An 18994-nucleotide genomic window follows, 5' to 3' on the forward strand; every position below is an offset into this window, starting at 1 on the left:
AGACGATATATATCAAATACGTGTGAAAATCACTCCGTTATCAGAAGACTTGTCACAAGGACGCAGCCGTACCGTCAAGCTCGGGTCGGAAATCTGTCGTTCGGGCGTTGCCGGGCGGCGCTAACGGCCACTCCGGGGCCAGGGACGAGACAACGTCCGCCCAAGGGGACGACATCATCATGAAACTGAAGCTTCTCGTGGGGGCGGCGCTCGCCCCCGTTCTGGCGGCCGGCGCCGCCTTCGCCCAGGACGCGGACGTCCAGGGTCCGGTCACGGCCGTGGAGGACGTGATCGTCACGGGCCAGCCCGCCATGCGCAATCGCACCGACGATGTGGTGCCGACCCTGTCCTACGACCTCGACTATTTCCAGCGGTTCGAGCCGCTGACCGTCGGCGATGCCCTGAAGCGGGTGCCGTCGGTGGCCTTCCTGTCGGACGTTCTCGAGTACGACGGCGTGCGCCTGCGGGGCCTTGACGCGGGCTACACCAAGATCCTGATCGACGGTCAGGAAGTGCCCGGTTCGGGCGTCGACCGTTCCTTCTTCGTCGACCGCATCCCCGCCGAACTGATCGAGCGGGTCGAGGTGGTGCGTTCGTCCTCGGCCAACCGTTCGGGTGACGCCCTGGCCGGCACGATCAACATCGTCCTGCGCGACGCCCTGTCGATCGACGGCGGCTACATCCGTCTGGGCGCCCTGATGTTCCCGGACAGCGACTATGGCCGGTTCGGGGGCACCTATGGCGCCGTCTGGGGCGGCGAGGTCGGACCGGGCCGCCTGCTGCTGGGCGCCAATGTGCAGGACCGTCGCAATCCCAAGAACAAGTACAGCATGCGCTACGACGAGCCGGGCGGCACCCTCGACAACACCGAGGTGCAGACCGACGTCCGCGACGGCACCGACTATGCCTTCAACGCCTCGTACGAAGTGCCGCTGGCCGGCGGCATGCTGGACCTGTCGGGCGTGTTCGTGCGGACCGACCGCTACCAGGACGAGGACTCACTGGAGTACGAAGGCGGCATCGAGACCGAGGCCAACCTCTCGGTGGTCAACGACAACGACCTCGACATCCGCACCGACAACCTGTCGCTGCGTGGCCGCTACGAGCGCGAAATGTTCGGCGGCGAGACGACCTTCAAGCTGGGATATGCGTCGATTGACGACCAGCAATACGAGTTCGAGGCCGAGTCGGAATATCTGCGCGACTCCAACCCCTTCCCCGACGAGGACCGCTTCACCCTGGATTCGCAGCGCGTCGACATCCGGGACGAGGAATGGAAGGCGGCGATCGAGCACAAGATCGCGCTGAGCGGCGCCATGGAGCTGGAGTTCGGCGTCCAGGCCAACTGGAAGACCCGCGACAGCCTGGTCGAGGAGACTCCGCGGATCCGCTTCAATGTGCCGAACGCGCCGGCCCCGCGCCCGACGGTTCCGGACTTCGGCCCGTTCAGCCCGGTTGACGGCGGAGATGCGACCATCGAGGAAAACCGCATCGACCCCTATGTCATGGTGTCGGGCAAGTCCGGCGCCCTGCGCTGGGAAGCCGGTCTGCGCTATGAGACGACCGACGTCACCGTGACCGACCGCACGGTCCCGGCGGCCCAGCAGGTGACCGAGAACGACTATGCCGAGCTGCTGCCGTCGTTCAGCCTGCGCTGGCGCCTGAACGACACGGACCGGGTGATCTTCTCGGCCGCCCGTACGCTTCGTCGCCCGAACTTCGACCGTCTGTCCCCGGCCCTGCTGGAGGAAGAGGTCGGCGACAGCGACTTCCTCGGCAACCCCGGGCTGCAGCCGGAGACGGCCATCGGCTTTGACCTCGGCTTCGAGCGTCGTCTGGGCCGTCGCGGCGTGGTCGGCATCAACGCCTTCTACCGGGACATCACCGACCTGATCGAGGAGGTGAACACCGGCCTCGAAGGCTCCGAGGGTCCCGGCACCTTCATCTACACCGTCGACAACGTCGGCGACGGCAAGGTCTATGGGCTGGAGTTCGACCTCTCGACCCCGCTGGACTTCATCGGCATGGACTCGACCGGTGTCTTCCTCAACTACTCCTGGCTGGACAGCGAGATCACCGACTTCGCCGGCGAGCGCCGCTTCAACGGCCAGTCCGACTATGTGCTGAACTTCGGCTTCACCCAGGACCTGCCGACCTGGGGTGCCGCCTTCGGTGCGACCTACCGCAAACAGGGCGAGGCCTATGACCGCGTTCTGGCCGAGGAAGTCCGCACCACCTACGGCGCCGACCTCGAGGTCTTCATCGAGAAGCAGATCGGCGAGAATGTCGTTGTCCGCCTGACGGGTTCGAACCTGCTGGACTCCTCCAAGGACGAGGTGTTCGACAAGTTCGACAACGTCGGCGACCAGCTGGCCCGCGACTATGACGAGTACGAGCTGGAGACGGAATCGGCCGGCCCTGTCTATCAGCTGGTCATGCGCGTCGCCTTCTGACGACGTCAGAAGACTGAACGGAGAGGGGCCGGGCGGCGACGTCCGGCCCTTTTTTCTGGCCTCTCGGGATCGTGACATGGCGCCGCTGGACCCGATGGCGACGCCGGTCTAGTCGCCTGTGGCGAGAACAGATGTGGAACCGGTTCGCCTCTTGCACGGTGTCGGGCCTGAACCACGCAACTGCTTCAATTCGGGACCAAGGCCGTCGATGTTTCTGGAAGGTGAGGTGAACTGGACCCTGCTGCTGTGGGCCGTGACGGGTGTCTCGGTCTGTGTGGCCCTGTTCAGTGCCTGGTTTGCGATTACCCACCGGGTGCGCCACGTCTCGACCTCGTCCGAGCTCGATCTGGTGCAGAAGGCGGCCGAAAGCGCGGATCGTCGCCTGTTCGAGACCCTCAATGCCGTGCCGGTGGCGCTGGTCGAGACCGACAACCAGGGCAAGTTCGTCTTCGCCAACCGGGCCGCGCACCAGTTGCTGGGCCGTCGCGATGCCGAACTGTTGGGCCTGCGGTTCCACTCGGCGACCTGGGGCATCACCTTTCCGGACGGGCGGCCTGTTCCGCCCGACCTGCTGCCCAGCGCCCGCGCCCTTCGGGGTCAGACGGTCAAGGGCTTCCAGCACATGCTGGCCAACCCGGCCAGCCGCCGCACCATGCTGGTCTCCGTCACCGCCATGCCGATCGAGAACGAGTACGGGCAGGTGATCGGCTCCATGGCCGCCATCGTCGAGACCGACGGCCTGACCACGCCCCAGATCGAGACAGCGCCCGCCCCCACGGCCCCTGACAACAGCCTGATCCGCCGCGTCTTCGATGCGGCATCGAGCGCGCTGGTCGTGGTGGACGCCGACGGCCGGGTCCAGGAAGCCAATCCGGTGGCGCTGGCCTTGGCGGCCGGAAGCGACACCCCGGTCGGCCAGATGTTCGTTGAGGCCTTCCTGCCCGAGGACCAGCGTCATGCCGCCAGCCAGGCCGTGCGCACGGGCCTGACCGCCACGCCCGAGGATGCCCCGGTGATCGACACCGGCGAGGTGCGCTGGCGTATGCTGCCCCTGACCGATGACGCGGGCGACGCTGGCGCCCTGCTGCTGGCCGGTGAACGGCTGGAGCCCGAGGTTGACGAAGAGCAGGTCGAGGCGACGCCGCAGATCGACCCCGCCGAACTGGACGCCGCCACGGCCCGTCAGGCCGAACTGGAGGCGCAGCTGACCGCGGTCCAGGCCGAACTGGAACAGCAGCGCGAGGCGGTGCGCCACATCGAGGCCGAGGCCCGGTTGGAGCGCGAGGGCAGCCGCAGATTGGCCGATGTCGGCCGTCTGACCGGCGGACTGGTGCAGGACCTCAATTCCCTGATCGGCGTCATGACCAGTGCGCTCGACATGATGCTGAAGCAGGCCGACGACCCGGGCCGTATCCGGCGTCTGGGCGAGGCGGCGCTTGCCGCCGGGCAAAGGGGCGAGAGCCTGACGCGCCGGCTGGGGGCCTTCAGCGAGGGCGAGGACGAGTCCCCCGTGCAGGTCATGGATGTATCCCGGCTGCTCAGAGGGCTGGAGACCAGGCTGCGGGCCGAGGCCGGTCCCGACGTGGACCTGATGGTCGAGGTGCCGTCCACACCCGTCCCGGTTCGGCTGGACCCGGTGATCTTTGACGGCGCCGTCCGGGCGCTCGTGACCAATGCGATCGAGGCCGTGGAGGGGCGGGGCTCGGTGGCGGTGCGTCTGGAGCCGCGTCTGGAAGGCGGCTGGCTGCTCTCGGTGCGGGACAGTGGACCGGGCTTTTCCGATGAGGCCCGCAACCGCGCGGTCGAGCCCTTCTTCACCACCCGGCCGGGCGCCCAGGGTCTGGGTCTGGCCCAGGTCCACGCCTTTGCCCGGCAGGCCCACGGCCGGCTGTCGATCGACCGGGCCCCGGGCGGCGGGGCGGAGGTCAGCCTGACCCTGCCCGAGGCGCCTGCGGAATCGCTTGTCCAGGACCCCGACCTTCAGGCAGGCTAGGCGGATGCCCATCGCCCCCGTCTCATGAATCGCTGGCTCTTCTACTGGCGCAAGCTGACCCGCCAGCTCTGGGTCAGGGCCACGGCCTATGCCGGGCTGGGGGTCGGGGCGGCCCTGATCGCTGCCTGGGGCGCGCCCTTCGTGCCAGACGAGATGGCCGAGCGGCTGGGCAATGAGTCGGTCGAGGAAATCCTGACCATCCTGGCCTCCAGCCTGCTGGCGGTGGCCACCTTCTCGGTCGGGGCCATGGTCACAGCCTATACGTCGGTCTCGGGATCGGCCACGCCCCGCGTCGCGGCGCTGGTGACGTCGGATGACCGGACGCAGAAAGCCCTGTCGACCTTTGTCGGGGCCTTCCTCTATGCCATCGTCTCGGTCACGGCGATCAATGCCCAGTACTATGGCGAAGGGGGTCGGGCGATCCTGTTCCTCGTGAGTCTGGGCGTGGTCGGACTGGTCGCCTTTCGCCTGCTGGCGTGGATCAACACCCTGGCCCAGCTGGCCCGTGTCGGCCACATGATCGAGCGGGTCGAGACCGAGGCCCGCCAGGCCCTGTGCCAGCGCGCCGCCAAGCCCTTCATGGGCGGTGCCGAAGGCCGGCTGGGCACGGGCTTTCCGCTTCCGTCGCCTGCTACCGGCTATGTCCAGAACGTCGACCCCGACCGGCTTCAGTCGCTGGCGAGCGAGGCGGACTGTCGGGTGGAAATCCTCGCCATGCCCGGTACCCTCGTCCGCCGGGGTGAACCGCTGGCCCGGCTCAGCCTCGACCGGCTGGACGACAAGGCCTGTCACGACTGGCAACTGGCCTTCGCCGTGGGCGAGAGCCGCTCGTTCGATCAGGACCCCCGCTATGGCCTGATCGTGCTGGGCGAGATCGCCGCCCGCGCCCTGTCGCCGGGCGTCAATGACCCCGGGACCGCTGTTCAGGTGATTGCGGCGGGCTTCCGCCTGCTGGATGAGTGGGAGAGGGCCCGCGCCGAGCCGGATCCGGTGACCTGCGACCGCCTGCTGGCGTCGCCGCTCAACCCGGGCGACCTGCTCGAGGACGTCATGGGCACTTCGGCCCGTTACGGGAGCTCGGATCTGGCGGTCTCGCTGCGTCTGCGCAAGATCCTGGCCAGTCTGGCGGCCGAGCCGGGGCCGTTCCGGGAACCGGCCCGCGCTCTGGCCCGTGACCAGCTGGAGCGCATTCACAACGGGCCCGCGACGAAGTCCGACCGCAGCCGTGTCGAGGCGATCACGGTCTGAGCGCGCATGCGGTCTGGACGGCATGGCCCCCGCCTGCCATTAAGACCTGCCCGCGCGCAGGCTGCGCCCCGTCCCGGGCGCCCGTCGAACCGCGAACAGCCCGCTCATGAATTCCTCCTCTGCCAGCGCCGATACGACCGGCTTCGTGTCCGTGCGTGACGTGTCCAAGACCTTCGGGGCCCGCAAGGCCCTGGACGGCGTGTCCCTGTCGGTCCAGCCCGGCGAGATGGTCGCCCTGATCGGGCCTTCGGGCTCGGGCAAGTCGACGCTGCTGCGGTCGATCACCGGGCTGGTGAATATCGACCAGGGCGGCCGGATCGAGGTGTTCGGCGAGACCGTGCAGGCCAATGGCCGCATAACCTCGGCCGTGCGCCGGGCCCGGTCGCGTCTCGGCATGATCTTTCAACAATTCAATCTGGTCGGCCGGCTGAGCCTGTTCACCAATGTCATGCTGGGGGCGCTGGGCCGCATCCCGGCATGGAAGGGCCTCATGGGCCTGTGGCCGGCGGAGGACCGCCAGCGCGCCATGGCTGCGCTGCACCGCGTGGGTGTGGCCGACTATGCCGGCCAGCGCGCCAATACCCTGTCGGGCGGCCAGCAGCAGCGCGGCGCCATCGCCCGCGCCATCGTCCAGGGCGCCCGCGCCATCCTGGCGGACGAGCCGGTCGCCTCGCTCGACCCGGTATCGGCCCGCAAGGTCATGGAGATGCTGGTCGAGCTGAACACGCGCGACGGCATGGGCGTGCTGGTGACCCTTCACCAGGTCGACTACGCCATCCGCTACTGCAATCGCGTGGTGGCGCTGAAGGCCGGCAAGCTGGTCTATGACGGCCCGGCGACCGGCCTGGACCATGACCGGCTGATCGAGATCTACGGCCCCGAGTTCGAGGATGCGTTCTGGGAGGCCAAGGCATGATCCGCGCCCTGTTCGGCCGTCTGGCCCCCGCCCTTGTCGCCACCCTTGCCGTCCTGACGACGGGCCTGCCCGTTGCGGCCCAGACCGCGCCGACCCGTCCGGATGCGCCGGAAAAACTGGTCTTCTCCATCCTCTCGGCCGAGGGCCAGGCCTCGTCCGGCCCGCTGTGGGAGCCGCTGCTCGACGATCTGGAGCGCTATCTCGGCATTCCGGTCGAGCCCATCTTCGGCTCGAACTATTCCGTCCTCGTTGAGGCGATGAGCGCCGACCAGACCCAGATCGGTTGGTTCTCCGCCCTGCCGGCCGTTCAGGCCATCGACCGGGCCGGCGCAGAAGTCATTGCCCGCACCGTCGATGTCGAGGGCAAGGACTCCTACACCTCGCTGCTGATTGTGCGGAGAGGCTCGGGCATCACCATTGCCGATATCGAACGCTGCGACCGTTCGCTGGATTTCGGCCTTGGCGACGCGCAGTCGACCTCAGGCACCCTGGCGCCGATGACCTATTTCTTCAGCCCGCGGAACATCGACCCGCGCCGCTGTTTCGCCACGGTGCGGTCGTCAAACCACCAGGGCAATTCCTTTGCCATCGCCAACGGTCAGCTGGATGTGGCGACCTCGAACTCGGTCAATACCGTCTTCCTGACCCGCCAGAACCCCGAGATCGCCGAACAGATCGAGACCATCTGGGAATCCCCGCCCATTCCGGAGTCCGGTATTCTGGTGCGCGGCAGCCTGCCCGGCTGGCTCAAGGCCGAGATCGCGGAGTTCTTCACCGGCTATGGCCAGGGGTTCGGAGCCGAGGCCGACCGTCAGCGGCGCGTGATGCAGGGGCTGAACTATTCCCAGTTCCGTGCTGCCGATAACAGCTACCTCAATCCGATTCGCGAGATGAAGGCCGATCAGGCCCGCCGCGAGGGGACGCCCCCCGAGGTCGCCCCGCCCGAGCCGGTGAATCTGGTGCAGATGGCCCGCCAGTGGGGCCCGTTCGGCTTCATCGGTTTGCTGGCCCTGTTTGCCGTCCTCGCCAACCTTCGTCCGGCGCCGGCGCCCGAGGTGCGGGATGCGGCCGAAGTGCCCCCGCCACCCGAGAAATCCGTCTCCGCCTGGTCGCTCGACCTGCTGCTCTGGGGCGGGCTTGCTGTGATCCTGATCGCCAGCTTCGGCCGGGTGGACATGCCCAATCTGGGTAATCTGTTCTCGAACGGCGAGAACATGCGGAACTATGGCCGCGACTTCCTGTCGCCGGACTTCTCGGACTGGAAGCTGCTGGTCGGCCAGATGTGGCTTACGGTCCAGATCGCCCTGTGGGGCACGTTCCTGGCCGTCTTCCTCGCCGTGCCGCTCAGCTTGATGGCGTCGCGCAATCTGGCGCCCGCCTGGCTGGTCTGGCCGGTGCGACGCGTCATGGACCTTCTGCGCTCCATTCCCGATCTGGTCAGTGCCACCCTGTTTATCGTGGCCGTGGGTCTGGGCCCGCTGGCCGGTGTGCTGGCCATCGGCCTCAACACCGCGGGGGTGCTGGCCAAGCTGTTCTCGGAAGCGGTCGAGTCGATCGACAACGGCCCCATCGACGGGGTCAAGGCGACCGGCGCCGGCCGTCTGCACGAGATCGCCTGGGGCGTGATTCCCCAGGTGGCCCCGCTGTGGACCAGCTTTGCGCTCTACCGGTTCGAGTCGAACAGCCGCGCGGCGACCGTGCTCGGCCTGATCGGCGCGGGCGGGATCGGCCAGGTCCTGTTCGAGAGCCTGCAGGCCTTCGACTACAATACGGTCTCGACCATCGCGATCATCATCATCGTGGCGGTGACGCTGATCGACATGCTGTCACAAGTCATGCGCAAACGTCTGCTTTAAGGGCGCCAGGCTGTCATCCGTATACGAGGATTGTTTCATGCGTCTCAGCATTCTGACTGTCGCCGCCGTGTCGGCGCTTGCCCTTGCCGCCTGCGGGGATCAGGGCGGTTCCGGCACCCGTGAGGGCATCTGGGCGGCCGGCTCGTCGACCGTCTTCCCCTTCACGACCCGCGTGGCCGAGAATTTCGCCCGCAACACCGGTGGCGCCATGCCGCGCGTCGAGTCGCTGGGCACCGGCGGCGGCATCCAGGCCTTCTGTCAGGGCGTCGGCCCCCAGACCCCGGACATCGCCAACGCCTCGCGCCGGATGAAGCCGTCCGAATACGATCTGTGCGCCCAGAATGGCGTGACCGAGATCATCGAGATCAAGATCGGCTTTGACGGTCTGGTGATCGCCACGGCCCGCGACGGCGCGGATTTCGCCTTCCAGGGCGCCGACCTCTATCTGGCGCTGGCCAAGGACGTGCCCGGCGGGGACGGCTTCATCGCCAACCCGAACACCAGCTGGGATCAGGTGCGCTCGGGCCTGCCGTCTGCGCGCATCCTGGTTTATGGCCCGCCGCCCACCTCGGGCACGCGCGATTCCTGGCTGGAACTGGCCATGGCGCCGGCCGCGAAAAACCTGCCGACGCTCGCGGCCCTGGCGGAAAGCGACGAGGATGCGTTCGAGGCTCGCGCCCATACCCTGCGTGAGGACGGCGTCTGGGTCGACTCGGGCGAGAATGACAATGCCATCGTCCAGACCCTGACCCGGACCCCTGGCTCGGTCGGCGTGTTCGGCTATTCCTTCCTCGAGCAGAACAGCGAGTCGGTGAAGGCCGCCAGCGTCAACGGCGTCTATCCGACGCTCGAGACCATTTCGTCGGGCGAGTATCCGATCAGCCGGTCGATGTATATCTACGTCAAGAAGGCCCATATCGGCGTCACGCCGGGTCTGGACCAGTTCGTCGCCGAGTTCGTCTCGGACGCCGCTTCGGGCCCCGGAGGTTATCTGCAGGATCGTGGCCTGGTGCCGCTGCCGGAAGCCGAGCTGGTCGCCCAGCGTGAAGCCGCCCGGGCCCACACCCCGATGGCTCGCCCCGAGTAGACCCGGGTGTCAGGCGCGCGCGGCCAGGTGCTCTGCCACCGCGCGCGTCTCCCACAGCGCCAGATAGTGATCCGACTCCAGGGGCTCGGGCAGGCTATAGGGCGGTGCCTGCAGGTCCAGGTGGCGTGATCCGTGGGGATGGCGCGGGGAAAGCGCCGCATTGGCGTGGCCCCTGTTGCTGGTGATCAGCAGATAGCGCGCTCCCGACGCCACCATGTGCCGCAGCGCGCTGTGGACATCGGCTTCGTCCAGGTGATTGAGCAAATCCTTGCACAGCACCAGATCAGCGCGTTCGGGCGCCCGCCGTGTGATGTCGAGGGTCTCGAACCGGACGTGCGGGTAGCGGCGGCGGTTCAGGCGCACCAGCTCCGGCACGACGTCATAGCCGACATAGGCCAGCCCGGGGTGGGCGCCCAGCAGCATCGGCATCCAGTTGAAGTCGCCACAGGCCACGTCGGCGATCGAGTGGATGTCCCGCTCCTCCAGGAGGCGTTCCAGCACCCTGAGCGTGTGACGCACAGGCTCCGAGGCGCGTTCCGAACCGGGGCCGGATGCGCTCTCGGCCGATTCCCAGCGCCGATCGTGAAAGACAAGACTGAAGCGCGAGGCGGCGTCCGGGCGAAGGCGACCCGCGAGACGGCGGCGGTAGATCCACCGGGTAAGCGCGAGCGGCAGTCTCATGCAGCCTGGGCCCGCCGACGCAGCCGGGTGATGCGGCGCAGCCGTCGCCAGAAGCGACCGCGCTCGGGCTCGGGATAGGGTTCGAGGTTCTCGACGAACTGCTCGGCCGAGGCCCGCCAGCTGAATTTCTCCGCATAGGCGCGGACGTTTGCGCGATCCAGCTCCAGACAGGCCATGCAGGCCTTCTTCAGATCGTCATCGATGGCGCCGGCGCCCGAGCCCGGAATGATGTCGATCGGTCCATGGGCCGGAAAGGCCGCCACGGGCGTACCGGTCGCCATGGCCTCGAGGATCACCAGCCCGAAGGTGTCGGTCCAGCTGGGGAAGACGAAGACGTCGGCGTCGCGGAAGCAGCGGGCCAGCTCCTCGCCGAAGCGGGCGCCCAGGAATTTGGCCTCGGGGTATTTTTCCTGGAGCTCGGCGCGGGCCGGGCCGTCGCCGACCACGATCTTGGTGCCGGGCAGGTCCTGTTCGAGGAAGGTCTCGATGTTCTTCTCGACCGCCACCCGGCCGACGTTCAGCCAGAAGGGCCGGGGCCAGTCCTTGCCGCCCAGCTCGTCGTAGATGCGCGGGAGATCGGGATTGAACAGCTCGGTATCCACGCCCCGCGACCAGGGCGAGACATTGCGGAAGCCGTGCTCGACCAGTTCGTCGCGCAGGGTCGGGGTGGCCACCATCAGCCGTCCGGACGGCTTGTGGAACCACTTCATATAGGCATAGCCGACCTGCACCGGGACCGGGAAACGCGCCGAGATATATTCAGGGAATTTCGTGTGGTAGCTGGTCGTGAACGGCAGCTTCCACTCCACGCAGATGCGCCGCGTGGCGATGCCGATCGGGCCTTCGGTGGCGATGTGGACGGCGTCGGGCTCGAACGCGCGCAGCCGCTCGCGAATTTCCTCTTCCGCGCCCAGCGCCAGCCGGATTTCCGGATAGGTGGGGCAGGGAATGGTCTTGAACTGGCTGGGCTCGATGACCTCGACCTCATGGCCCATGCCGCGGCATTCCGCCACGGTTCGGGTCAGGGTGCGGACGACGCCGTTGACCTGGGGCTCCCAGGCGTCGGTGGCCAGAATAATGCGCATGGAGGGGCCGCTGCAGCCTTTGTGTCTTTCCGGGCCGAAGACTTACCCCGAAGCGCGGGCGAAGGCGAGCGATGAACGCGGCAAGCGTGGCAGGAAAGACTTGTCGGCACCCCCCTCCCGCTCCCCCAAAGAAGTCGTTATGGGGGCCGGATGGCCCTGAATTATATCTCCGCCCCGTTTGACGAATCCGCCCTCTCGCAGGACTGGGACGCGCTCGACCAGTCCAAATTCGTTGACGAGACCCAGTCGGTCCGCGCGCTGCTTAGCCAGATCCCGCTATCCGGCGAGGAACGTGCCGCCGCCGTGGACGAAGCCGTCACCCTCGTCGAGTCGGCCCGCAAGGACTATCGCCTCGAAGGCGTGGTCGAGAGCTTCCTCCAGGAGTTCTCGCTCGGCACCCGGGAAGGGCTGGCCCTCATGTGTCTGGCCGAGGCCCTGCTGCGGACGCCGGACGAGGACACGCGTGACAAGCTGATCGCCGAAAAGATCGGATCGGCCGACTGGGCCAAGCATATGGGTCAGTCCGACAGCCTGTTCGTCAATGCCTCGACCTGGGGGCTGATGCTGACCGGACGCCTGGTCGAGGTGGACGAGGACGCCCGCCGTGACCTGCCGGGCTTCCTGCGCCGGGTGGCGGGCCGGGTCGGCGAGCCCGTGATCCGCCAGGCCGTGGCCGCTGCCGTCCGCATGATGGGCGAGCAGTTCGTCGTGGGCCGTACCATCGGCGGTGCCCTCAAGCGCGCCAACCGTGAAAAATGGCTGTGCAGCTTCGACATGCTGGGCGAGGGCGCCCGTACGGCCGCCGATGCCGAGCGCTATGAGAAAATCTACGCCGACGCCATCCATGCGGTCGGCAAGGGACGGGCCCAGCGCCCGGAGTCCAGGGGGCCCCAGACCGGCCACGGCGTGTCGGTCAAGCTGTCGGCCCTGTCGCCCCGCTATGAGGCAGTGCAGAGCGGCCGCGTCTGGGAAGAGCTCTATCCCCGGGTCAAGCGGCTGGCCCTGATCGCCGCCGAATACGACATGAATTTCTGCATGGACGCGGAAGAGGCCGACCGCCTCGTCATTTCGCTGAAACTGCTCGACCGGCTGGCGAACGACCCCGACCTCGGCGAATGGAAGGGGCTGGGCCTGGCGGTCCAGGCCTATCAAAAGCGGGCCCCGGAAGTGGTGGCCCGCGTCGCCGAGCTGGCCCGGACCTCGGGCCGGCGCTTGATGGTCCGGCTGGTCAAGGGCGCCTATTGGGACACCGAGATCAAGCGCGCCCAGGTCATGGGGCGGGCGGACTACCCCGTCTATACGACCAAGGCCGCGACCGACGTGAACTATCTGGTCTGCGCCCAGGCCATCATCGATGCGGCCCCGCATCTGTACGGCCAGTTCGCCACGCACAATGCCGTCTCCCTGACCGCGATCCACCGCATGGCGCGCCGCGCCGATGTGAAGGTCGAGTTCCAGCGCCTGCACGGCATGGGCGAGGCCCTCTATGACGCGGCCGAGGCCCGCTGGAAGGACGACCGTCCGGTGGTGCGCGCCTATGCCCCTGTCGGCGGACACGAGGAACTGCTGCCCTATCTGGTCCGTCGCCTGCTGGAGAACGGCGCCAACTCGTCCTTCGTCCATGTGCTGATGGACGAGCGGGTGCCCGCGATATCGGTCGCCACCGATCCCGTCTCGCTGGTCGAGGCCCAGCCCGACCGCCACGCCCGCATTCCCGTGCCCCGGGCGATGTACGGCGACCGCCTGAACTCACTGGGCCGCGACTATACCCGCAAGAGCGATCGCGAAACCCATGCCGAGGCGCTCGAACTGGTGGACCGCGAACGGCTGACGTCGGGCCCCATGATCGGGGGACTGCTGCACGCCGGCGTTCATGCCGAGGATGTGACCAACCCCTATCGGCGTGACGACATTCTGGGCCATGTGTCCGAGGCCTCGCCGGACGAGATCGACACCGCCATCGAAAAGGCCGGCCGCGCCCAGCTGGCCTGGGACCGTCAGGGCGGCCCCGCGCGCGCCCATGTCCTGCGCGCCATGGCCGACGGGCTGGAAGCCGACCTCGACCGTCTGGTCGCCCTGCTCAGCCGCGAGGCGGGCAAGACGCTGAACGATGGCGTGGCCGAGGTGCGCGAAGCCGCCGACTTCTGCCGCTACTACGCCATGCTGGCCGAGCGCGACTTTGCCGGTCCCGAGACGCTCACCGGTCCGGCGGGCGAGACCAACCGGCTGATGCTGCACGGGCGCGGCGTGTTCGCCTGCATCAGCCCGTGGAACTTCCCGCTGGCCATCTTCACCGGTCAGGTGGCCGCAGCACTGGCTGCCGGCAATGCCGTGGTGGCCAAACCGGCCGAGCAGACCCCGCTGATCGCCGCCGAGGCGGTCCGCCTGTTCCAGCGCTGCGGCCTCGAGCCTGATGTTCTGGCCCTCCTGCCGGGCCGGGGCGAGACGGTCGGCGCCAAGCTGGTGTCGCACCCCGGGATCAACGGCGTCGCCTTCACCGGCGGCACCGAAACGGCCTGGGCGATCAACCGTGCCATCGCGGCCCGGCCCGGTCCGATCCTTCCCTTCATCGCCGAGACCGGCGGTCTGAACGCCATGTTCGTGGACACCACTGCCCTGCGCGAACAGGTGATCGACGATGTGCTGGTGTCGGCCTTCGGATCCGCCGGCCAGCGGTGCTCGGCCCTGCGTGTCCTGTATGTGCCGAAGGACGGCGCCCAGGTACTGGTCGACGGGCTGAAGGGCGCGCTGGATGCCCTCGTGATCGGGGATCCGGCCGATCCCTCGACCGACATCGGTCCGGTGATTGACGCCGAGAGCCGCAAGGTGCTGGAGGACCACGTTGCCCGCCTGGAAAAGGAGGGCAAGGTCATTGCCCGGGGCAACCTTCCGGCAGACGCCGGTCGCGGGGACCTGTTTGCCCCGGTGATCGCCGAGATTCCGACCTCCGACTTCCTCGAAAAGGAGGTCTTCGGCCCGATCCTGCACATCTATCGCTATGGCCCGAACGAGCTGAAGTCGGTCACCGAGAAGCTGGCCGCGCGTGGCTACGGGCTGACGCTGGGCGTGCACAGCCGGATCGAGGCCTTTGCCGATCAGGTCATCCGGCTGGTGCCCGCCGGCAATGTCTACATCAACCGCTCGATGACCGGCGCCGTGGTCGGCGTCCAGCCGTTCGGCGGCGAGGGCCTGTCGGGCACCGGTCCCAAGGCCGGCGGTCCCCACAGCCTGATCCGCTTCGCGGCTGAAAAGGCCATCTCGAACAATATCGCGGCCCAGGGCGGTGACCCGGCGCTGATGAATTTGTAAAGCTGCGGACTACGTGGGTTGGCCCGCAGCCATCCATTCGTGCATCGCGGTGATCATCTCGCCCGTCGGGTATTCTCTGATATCCTCCTCGGATGAGCCGGCGGCAAGTTGCATCTCCCAGTACCACTCTTGGAACGCGACATATTTCCCGCTTACAAGCGCACGTCCGAGGCGCTCGGCACCAGCATGTCCGACTAGCCAGTCTCTCACATGTGCCATCGCCTTTTCAAAATCACTCCCGTGAGCCCGGATGTCCCATCCTGATATGTCGGATAGGACTTTTTGATACTCGTATCTCTCGTGCTCGAATATCAGGATTGATTTGGACGACTGAGAGTCATCACCGAACTTTCGACACCCGTAGTCGAGACCAAGCTCGAAAGGCATATTCATTCGGGCGAGATCGCCTTCGCTTTTCGCCCTACAGCGAGACAAATCGTGGATCGCATATTTCGAACTGCCGATAAGCTCCACAATTCGATCCAGTCGTCCCGATGCATTGTCGGCATTCTCGGGGGCCAGTCTCGGCCAGAAGCCGAGGAAAACCACGCAAAATGCCATCGCTTGAAGGATCGGCGCGAAGTCCTCGTCGAATGGACAGTTTATGAAGACTGATCGTTCGAAGGGCGGCATTTTCATCCCTTCGGAGGATGCGGGTCCTTACCGTAAGAATTTCGCTCTCTGATACGACCGTCTTGACCGTGAATATACAGCTCAGTTCGCTGGTTCTTCGCGATCCGAGTAGCTGCCGCTATGGCTGCAGCTTGTGTCGCATGAGTGCTGGACGCTTTGGCCGATCCGGCTTTCTTCACACTCCATGAAGAGCCTTGGGGCACGACGTGCTGACCTTGCTTTGCCATGAGTCGCTCACCTCTCTTTAATGGTCAACTATATCACGGCACGCGGCCGCGCTAAGTGAAAACCTAGCCCCCCGGCCATCCCCCTGCGCGGCTGAGGGCGCTGGGGGCGGGGCGGCCGATCTTCTCGCCGATCCAGCGCGCGGTTTCGATCAGGGCGTCGAGGTCATAGCCGGTCTCGAAGCCCGCGCGCTCGAGCATATAGACCAGGTCCTCGGTGGCGATATTGCCCGTGGCCCCGGGGGCGAACGGACACCCCCCGATGCCGCCCACCGAGGCGTCCAGAACGTCGACCCCGGCCTCTATCCCCGCATGGGCATTGGCCAGACCGGTGTTGCGGGTGTCATGGAAATGCAGGCGCAGCGTGGCATCGGGCGCCGCCTTGCGCGCCGCCTCGACCTTTTTCGTAACCGCCCATGGGTCGCCGGCGCCGATGGTGTCGGCCAGGGCGATCTCGCGAATGCCCATGGCGGCATAGGCGCCCACCATGTCGGCGACCTGATCGACACTGACCTCGCCGTCGAACGGGCAGCCCCAGACGCAAGACAGGGTCACCGACAGCGACGGCGCAGCATCCCCGGGGGCGGCATTGTGGCGGCGGGCGACGATGGCCTCGACCATGGCGCGCTGTCCGGCCCGGTCCAGCCCCTGGTTCTTGAGCCCGAACCCGTCGGTGGCGGCGACCGAAACATTGACCTCATCGACCGCCGTGGTGATGGCCCGGTCATAGCCTCGCCCGTTCAGCACCAGGCCGATCCGGCTGCGGCCCGGCTCGGGGGGCAGGGCGGCCATGACCTCTTCGGCGCCGGCCATCTGCGGCACATATTTCGGGTGGACGAAACTGACGGCCTCGATGCGGCGCGCGCCGGCGGTCTCGAGCCGGCGGGCCAGCTCGGCGCGGACGGCGGGCTCCAGCACCATCTTTTCATTCTGCAGGCCGTCGCGGGGACCGACCTCGACAATCTCGATCCGGCGGCTCATTGCGCGCCCTCGACCGGCACATCGGCGCCCGGGGGCGCATAGACGGTCAAATCCACGTCATCGCCGGTCGAATAGTTGTGGCCGCTCACCTCGCCGACCGCGCGGCCGGTCACGCCCAGCCGCGCCGCCGCCTGGGCAAAAGCTTCGGCGTCGCGCGCCTCGACGATGGCCGGCCGTCCCTCGGACAGCGCACGGGCAGCGCCCTCGGCATCGGTCAGCTGGGTGGTGCGCCCGGTCAGGAAGACAAAGCTGGGCTCGTGGAAGGTGGTAATCGCCACGGGGCTGGTGGTCAGCCCCTGACGCGGGTGCAGATTGGCCTCCTTCAACACCTTGGTCAGCTGCGGGGCGATGGCCAGCGGACGCAGCTGCCGGATCGTGCCCGACAGGGCGGTGTGGCTGAGAACGCCCAGGGCCAAAGCGGTGACCAGAGCCGCTACCGGCGCCTTGTTCAGGAGCAGGAAGCCCCCGACGGCAGCGGCCGCGACGGCCGAGACCATGGTGATCGCCGCCCAGGTCTGGGCGGTCGAGGTGGCGTAGTTCGACACCCCGTAGACGGTGATGGCCACGATCAGCCCGGCCGCGACCAGACCGAGGACGGCCCCCACCCGGCGCGAGAGGGCGCCGATGGGCCGCGTCAGGGCCACGGCGGCCAGCAGCGCCAGCGCGCCAAAGGTCGGCAGGGTGTAGTGGACCAGCTTGGTCGGCGTCAGCTCGAAGATCAGCCAGCCGGGCACCAGCCAGCAGATAAGGAAGCGGATGGCCGGTTCGGTCCGCCGGTGCCAGGCCGTCGAGATCGAGGCCGGCAGCAGCAGGGTGGCCGGGAAGAACAGCAGGGGCAGCAGCAGCAGATAGACGCCCGGAGGGGCGCCGTGGCTCTCATGGCCCCCCGCCACCTTGGGCGCCAGATCCCCGGCAATGGCCTCGCGCCAGAAGCCACCGTCAGTGGCGACCGTGATGGCCAGCGCCCACGGGCCGACGATCAGGGCGACCAGCGCCAGTCCCCAGCCCCAGCCCAGCGGTTTCAGCCAGAGGAAGTCCCGGTCCCAGACCGACAGGGCCAGAATGGCGGGCAGGATGACGACCAGGCCGATCGGCCCCTTGACCAGAATCGACAGGCCCAGTGCCCCCCAGAAGATCAGCTTGTGCGGCCGGCGCGGCGGATCATTGGCGCGTACCGCCAGATAGATGCGCATGAGGGCGGCCATCGCCGCGGTCACACAGGCCATCAGGACCGCGTCGGTCTTGGCGATCCCGGCCTCGGTCGACAGCAGGAAACAGGCCCCCAGTATCGCCCCGGCCAGCACGCCGGTGCGGGTGCCGAAGACGGCTGTGCCGACCCAGGCACAGGCGAGGGCCGCGATCATCGCTCCCAGCAGCGAGGGCAGCCGATAGGGCTGGATGGCGCGGTTCTCGGCATTGCCGGTCACCGCGACCGCGGCGGCCTGCATCCAGTAGATGCCGACCGGCTTCTTCCAGCGCGGTTCGTCCTGAAAGCGGATGTCGACGAAGTCGCCGGTCTCCAGCATCTGGGACGTCGCCTGCGCATAGCGGCTCTCATCCCGGTCCAGAGGCGGCAACAGCAACAGGCCGGGCAGGCCGGCGACGAACGCCACCAGGGCGGCAAGGGCCAGGCCGCGCCAGCCGCGCAGTCGATGGGCGAGATCCAGTCCGGTCATGGCTCCGCTTCTATCACGCACTTTCCGATTGCGTCAGCCGCCTCGCGCGAGCGTGACCGGCCGCGCGCGCGACCCTCCCCCTTCCGCACAAAACCCGCTAGACAGCGGCCATGACAGCCGCTGCGCCCCTCATCTCCGTGGTCGTTCCCGTGCATGACGAGGCCGGGGCGGTCGAAGCCCTGGTCACCGAAATCGCCGAGGCCTTTGCCGGCCGGAACCATGAAATGGTGCTGGTCAATGACGCCAGCCGCGACCAGACCCTGGCCTTGCTGGAGGGCCTGAAGGCGCGTTTTCCCACGCTGCGCGTGCTGTCACACGGCACCAATGCGGGCCAGAGCCGGGCGGTGCGCACCGGCGTGCTGGCCGCGCGGGGCGAGGTGGTGGTGACCCTGGACGGGGACGGCCAGAACCCGCCGTCAGAGGCGCCCAAATTGGTCGACGCCCTGCTGGCCGCCCCGCCCGAGGTCGCGCTGGTCGGTGGCGTTCGACAGCGCCGGCAGGACACGGGGGCCAAGCTGTGGGCCTCGCGCTGGGCCAACCGCATCCGCAAGCGACTGCTGGGCGACGATGCCGACGATACCGGTTGCGGGCTCAAGGCCTTTCGCCGCGATGTCTTTCTGCGGCTTCCCTATTTCGATCACATCCACCGCTACCTGCCGGCCCTGATGATCCGCGAGGGCTATCAGAACCGCTATCTGCCGATCTCGCATCGCGCGCGCGACACAGGCCAGTCCAAATACACCAACTGGGAGCGGCTGATGGCCAGCCTGTCGGACCTGCTCGGCGTCATGTGGCTGAAATCCCGGGCCCGGAACCCCGGCCACATCACCGAGGTCTGAGCGGGGACCGCGC

At 67.6% G+C, this 18994-nt stretch carries 14 protein-coding genes and 1 pseudogene; 9 read left to right on the plus strand and 6 right to left on the minus strand.

The features are described 5' to 3' along the window. The first annotated feature begins 179 nt into the window (after positions 1-179). The 7 genes and pseudogenes from J7346_RS06290 (at position 180) to J7346_RS06320 (ending at position 9553) form a co-directional block, all read left to right on the plus strand. Entirely contained in the window at positions 180-2453 is a 2274-nt protein-coding gene (locus tag J7346_RS06290; protein WP_209118862.1) for a TonB-dependent receptor, read from the plus strand. Positions 2454-2661: 208 nt separating this feature from the next. Then, complete coding sequence (locus J7346_RS06295) at positions 2662-4446, plus strand: PAS domain-containing sensor histidine kinase (RefSeq protein WP_209118864.1); 1785 nt, start codon at positions 2662-2664, stop codon at positions 4444-4446. A gap of 24 nt (positions 4447-4470) precedes the next feature. Beyond that, positions 4471-5694, plus strand: a complete 1224-nt coding sequence (locus J7346_RS06300; protein ID WP_209118866.1) for a DUF2254 domain-containing protein — start codon at positions 4471-4473, stop codon at positions 5692-5694. Between the two features lie 106 nt (positions 5695-5800). Further along, positions 5801-6610, plus strand: a complete 810-nt coding sequence (gene phnC / locus J7346_RS06305; RefSeq protein ID WP_209118868.1) for a phosphonate ABC transporter ATP-binding protein — start codon at positions 5801-5803, stop codon at positions 6608-6610. Next, positions 6607-7467: pseudogene (gene phnD, locus J7346_RS06310) on the plus strand (phosphate/phosphite/phosphonate ABC transporter substrate-binding protein); the annotation flags it as partial. The gene phnC and the pseudogene phnD, both read left to right, overlap by 4 nt. 198 nt (positions 7468-7665) lie before the next feature. After that, entirely contained in the window at positions 7666-8466 is an 801-nt protein-coding gene (gene phnE, locus J7346_RS06315) for a phosphonate ABC transporter, permease protein PhnE (protein ID WP_348521465.1), read from the plus strand. A gap of 37 nt (positions 8467-8503) precedes the next feature. Then, positions 8504-9553 carry a substrate-binding domain-containing protein gene (locus J7346_RS06320; RefSeq protein WP_209118870.1) on the plus strand — a complete coding sequence of 350 codons (1050 nt, stop codon included), beginning with the start codon at positions 8504-8506 and terminating at the stop codon, positions 9551-9553. Positions 9554-9562: 9 nt separating this feature from the next. Here the strand turns inward: J7346_RS06320 and J7346_RS06325 are convergent, their stop codons facing one another. Continuing rightward, on the minus strand, positions 9563-10234 hold the full coding sequence (locus J7346_RS06325; RefSeq protein ID WP_209118872.1) for a class I SAM-dependent methyltransferase: 672 nt from the start codon (positions 10232-10234) through the stop codon (positions 9563-9565). Continuing rightward, complete coding sequence (locus J7346_RS06330; protein ID WP_209118874.1) at positions 10231-11319, minus strand: glycosyltransferase family 1 protein; 1089 nt, start codon at positions 11317-11319, stop codon at positions 10231-10233. The genes J7346_RS06325 and J7346_RS06330 overlap by 4 nt, the downstream gene beginning before the upstream one ends. A gap of 150 nt (positions 11320-11469) precedes the next feature. On the opposite strand from J7346_RS06330, the gene putA reads away from it, so the two are divergent. After that, a complete protein-coding gene (gene putA / locus J7346_RS06335; protein WP_209118876.1) occupies positions 11470-14628 on the plus strand; it encodes a bifunctional proline dehydrogenase/L-glutamate gamma-semialdehyde dehydrogenase PutA in 3159 nt (1052 codons plus the stop codon). 9 nt (positions 14629-14637) lie between these two features. Here the strand turns inward: putA and J7346_RS06340 are convergent, their stop codons facing one another. The 4 genes from J7346_RS06340 to J7346_RS06355 form a co-directional block, all read right to left on the minus strand. Further along, positions 14638-15261 carry a hypothetical protein gene (locus tag J7346_RS06340; RefSeq protein ID WP_209118877.1) on the minus strand — a complete coding sequence of 208 codons (624 nt, stop codon included), beginning with the start codon at positions 15259-15261 and terminating at the stop codon, positions 14638-14640. 2 nt (positions 15262-15263) lie between these two features. Further along, positions 15264-15488, minus strand: coding sequence for a DUF2188 domain-containing protein (locus J7346_RS06345; RefSeq protein WP_209118879.1), 225 nt, complete (start codon positions 15486-15488; stop codon positions 15264-15266). Positions 15489-15551: 63 nt separating this feature from the next. Beyond that, on the minus strand, positions 15552-16466 hold the full coding sequence (locus J7346_RS06350; RefSeq protein WP_209118881.1) for a hydroxymethylglutaryl-CoA lyase: 915 nt from the start codon (positions 16464-16466) through the stop codon (positions 15552-15554). Further along, positions 16463-18142 (minus strand): glycosyltransferase family 39 protein, encoded by a 1680-nt coding sequence (locus tag J7346_RS06355; protein ID WP_209118883.1) that lies wholly within the window; start codon positions 18140-18142, stop codon positions 16463-16465. Before J7346_RS06355 ends, J7346_RS06350 begins: the two co-directional genes overlap by 4 nt. Positions 18143-18252: 110 nt before the next feature. On the opposite strand from J7346_RS06355, the gene J7346_RS06360 reads away from it, so the two are divergent. Next, complete coding sequence (locus J7346_RS06360) at positions 18253-18981, plus strand: glycosyltransferase family 2 protein (RefSeq protein ID WP_209118885.1); 729 nt, start codon at positions 18253-18255, stop codon at positions 18979-18981. The last annotated feature ends 13 nt before the right edge of the window (positions 18982-18994 follow it).

The organism is Brevundimonas sp. A19_0 (genome assembly GCF_017744255.1).
Classification (GTDB): Bacteria; Pseudomonadota; Alphaproteobacteria; order Caulobacterales; family Caulobacteraceae; genus Brevundimonas.

Excerpts from the sequence above, each read along its gene's own strand:
- J7346_RS06290 (WP_209118862.1), top strand. The coding sequence starts at position 180 with ATGAAACTGAAGCTTCTCGTGGGGGCGGCGCTCGCCCCCGTTCTGGCG.
- J7346_RS06295 (WP_209118864.1), top strand. The coding sequence starts at position 2,662 with ATGTTTCTGGAAGGTGAGGTGAACTGGACCCTGCTGCTGTGGGCCGTG.
- J7346_RS06300 (WP_209118866.1), top strand. The coding sequence starts at position 4,471 with ATGAATCGCTGGCTCTTCTACTGGCGCAAGCTGACCCGCCAGCTCTGG.
- phnC (WP_209118868.1), top strand. The coding sequence starts at position 5,801 with ATGAATTCCTCCTCTGCCAGCGCCGATACGACCGGCTTCGTGTCCGTG.
- J7346_RS06320 (WP_209118870.1), top strand. The coding sequence starts at position 8,504 with ATGCGTCTCAGCATTCTGACTGTCGCCGCCGTGTCGGCGCTTGCCCTT.
- J7346_RS06325 (WP_209118872.1), bottom strand. The coding sequence starts at position 10,234 with ATGAGACTGCCGCTCGCGCTTACCCGGTGGATCTACCGCCGCCGTCTC.
- J7346_RS06330 (WP_209118874.1), bottom strand. The coding sequence starts at position 11,319 with ATGCGCATTATTCTGGCCACCGACGCCTGGGAGCCCCAGGTCAACGGC.
- putA (WP_209118876.1), top strand. The coding sequence starts at position 11,470 with ATGGCCCTGAATTATATCTCCGCCCCGTTTGACGAATCCGCCCTCTCG.
- J7346_RS06340 (WP_209118877.1), bottom strand. The coding sequence starts at position 15,261 with ATGCCGCCCTTCGAACGATCAGTCTTCATAAACTGTCCATTCGACGAG.
- J7346_RS06345 (WP_209118879.1), bottom strand. The coding sequence starts at position 15,488 with ATGGCAAAGCAAGGTCAGCACGTCGTGCCCCAAGGCTCTTCATGGAGT.
- J7346_RS06350 (WP_209118881.1), bottom strand. The coding sequence starts at position 16,466 with ATGAGCCGCCGGATCGAGATTGTCGAGGTCGGTCCCCGCGACGGCCTG.
- J7346_RS06355 (WP_209118883.1), bottom strand. The coding sequence starts at position 18,142 with ATGACCGGACTGGATCTCGCCCATCGACTGCGCGGCTGGCGCGGCCTG.
- J7346_RS06360 (WP_209118885.1), top strand. The coding sequence starts at position 18,253 with ATGACAGCCGCTGCGCCCCTCATCTCCGTGGTCGTTCCCGTGCATGAC.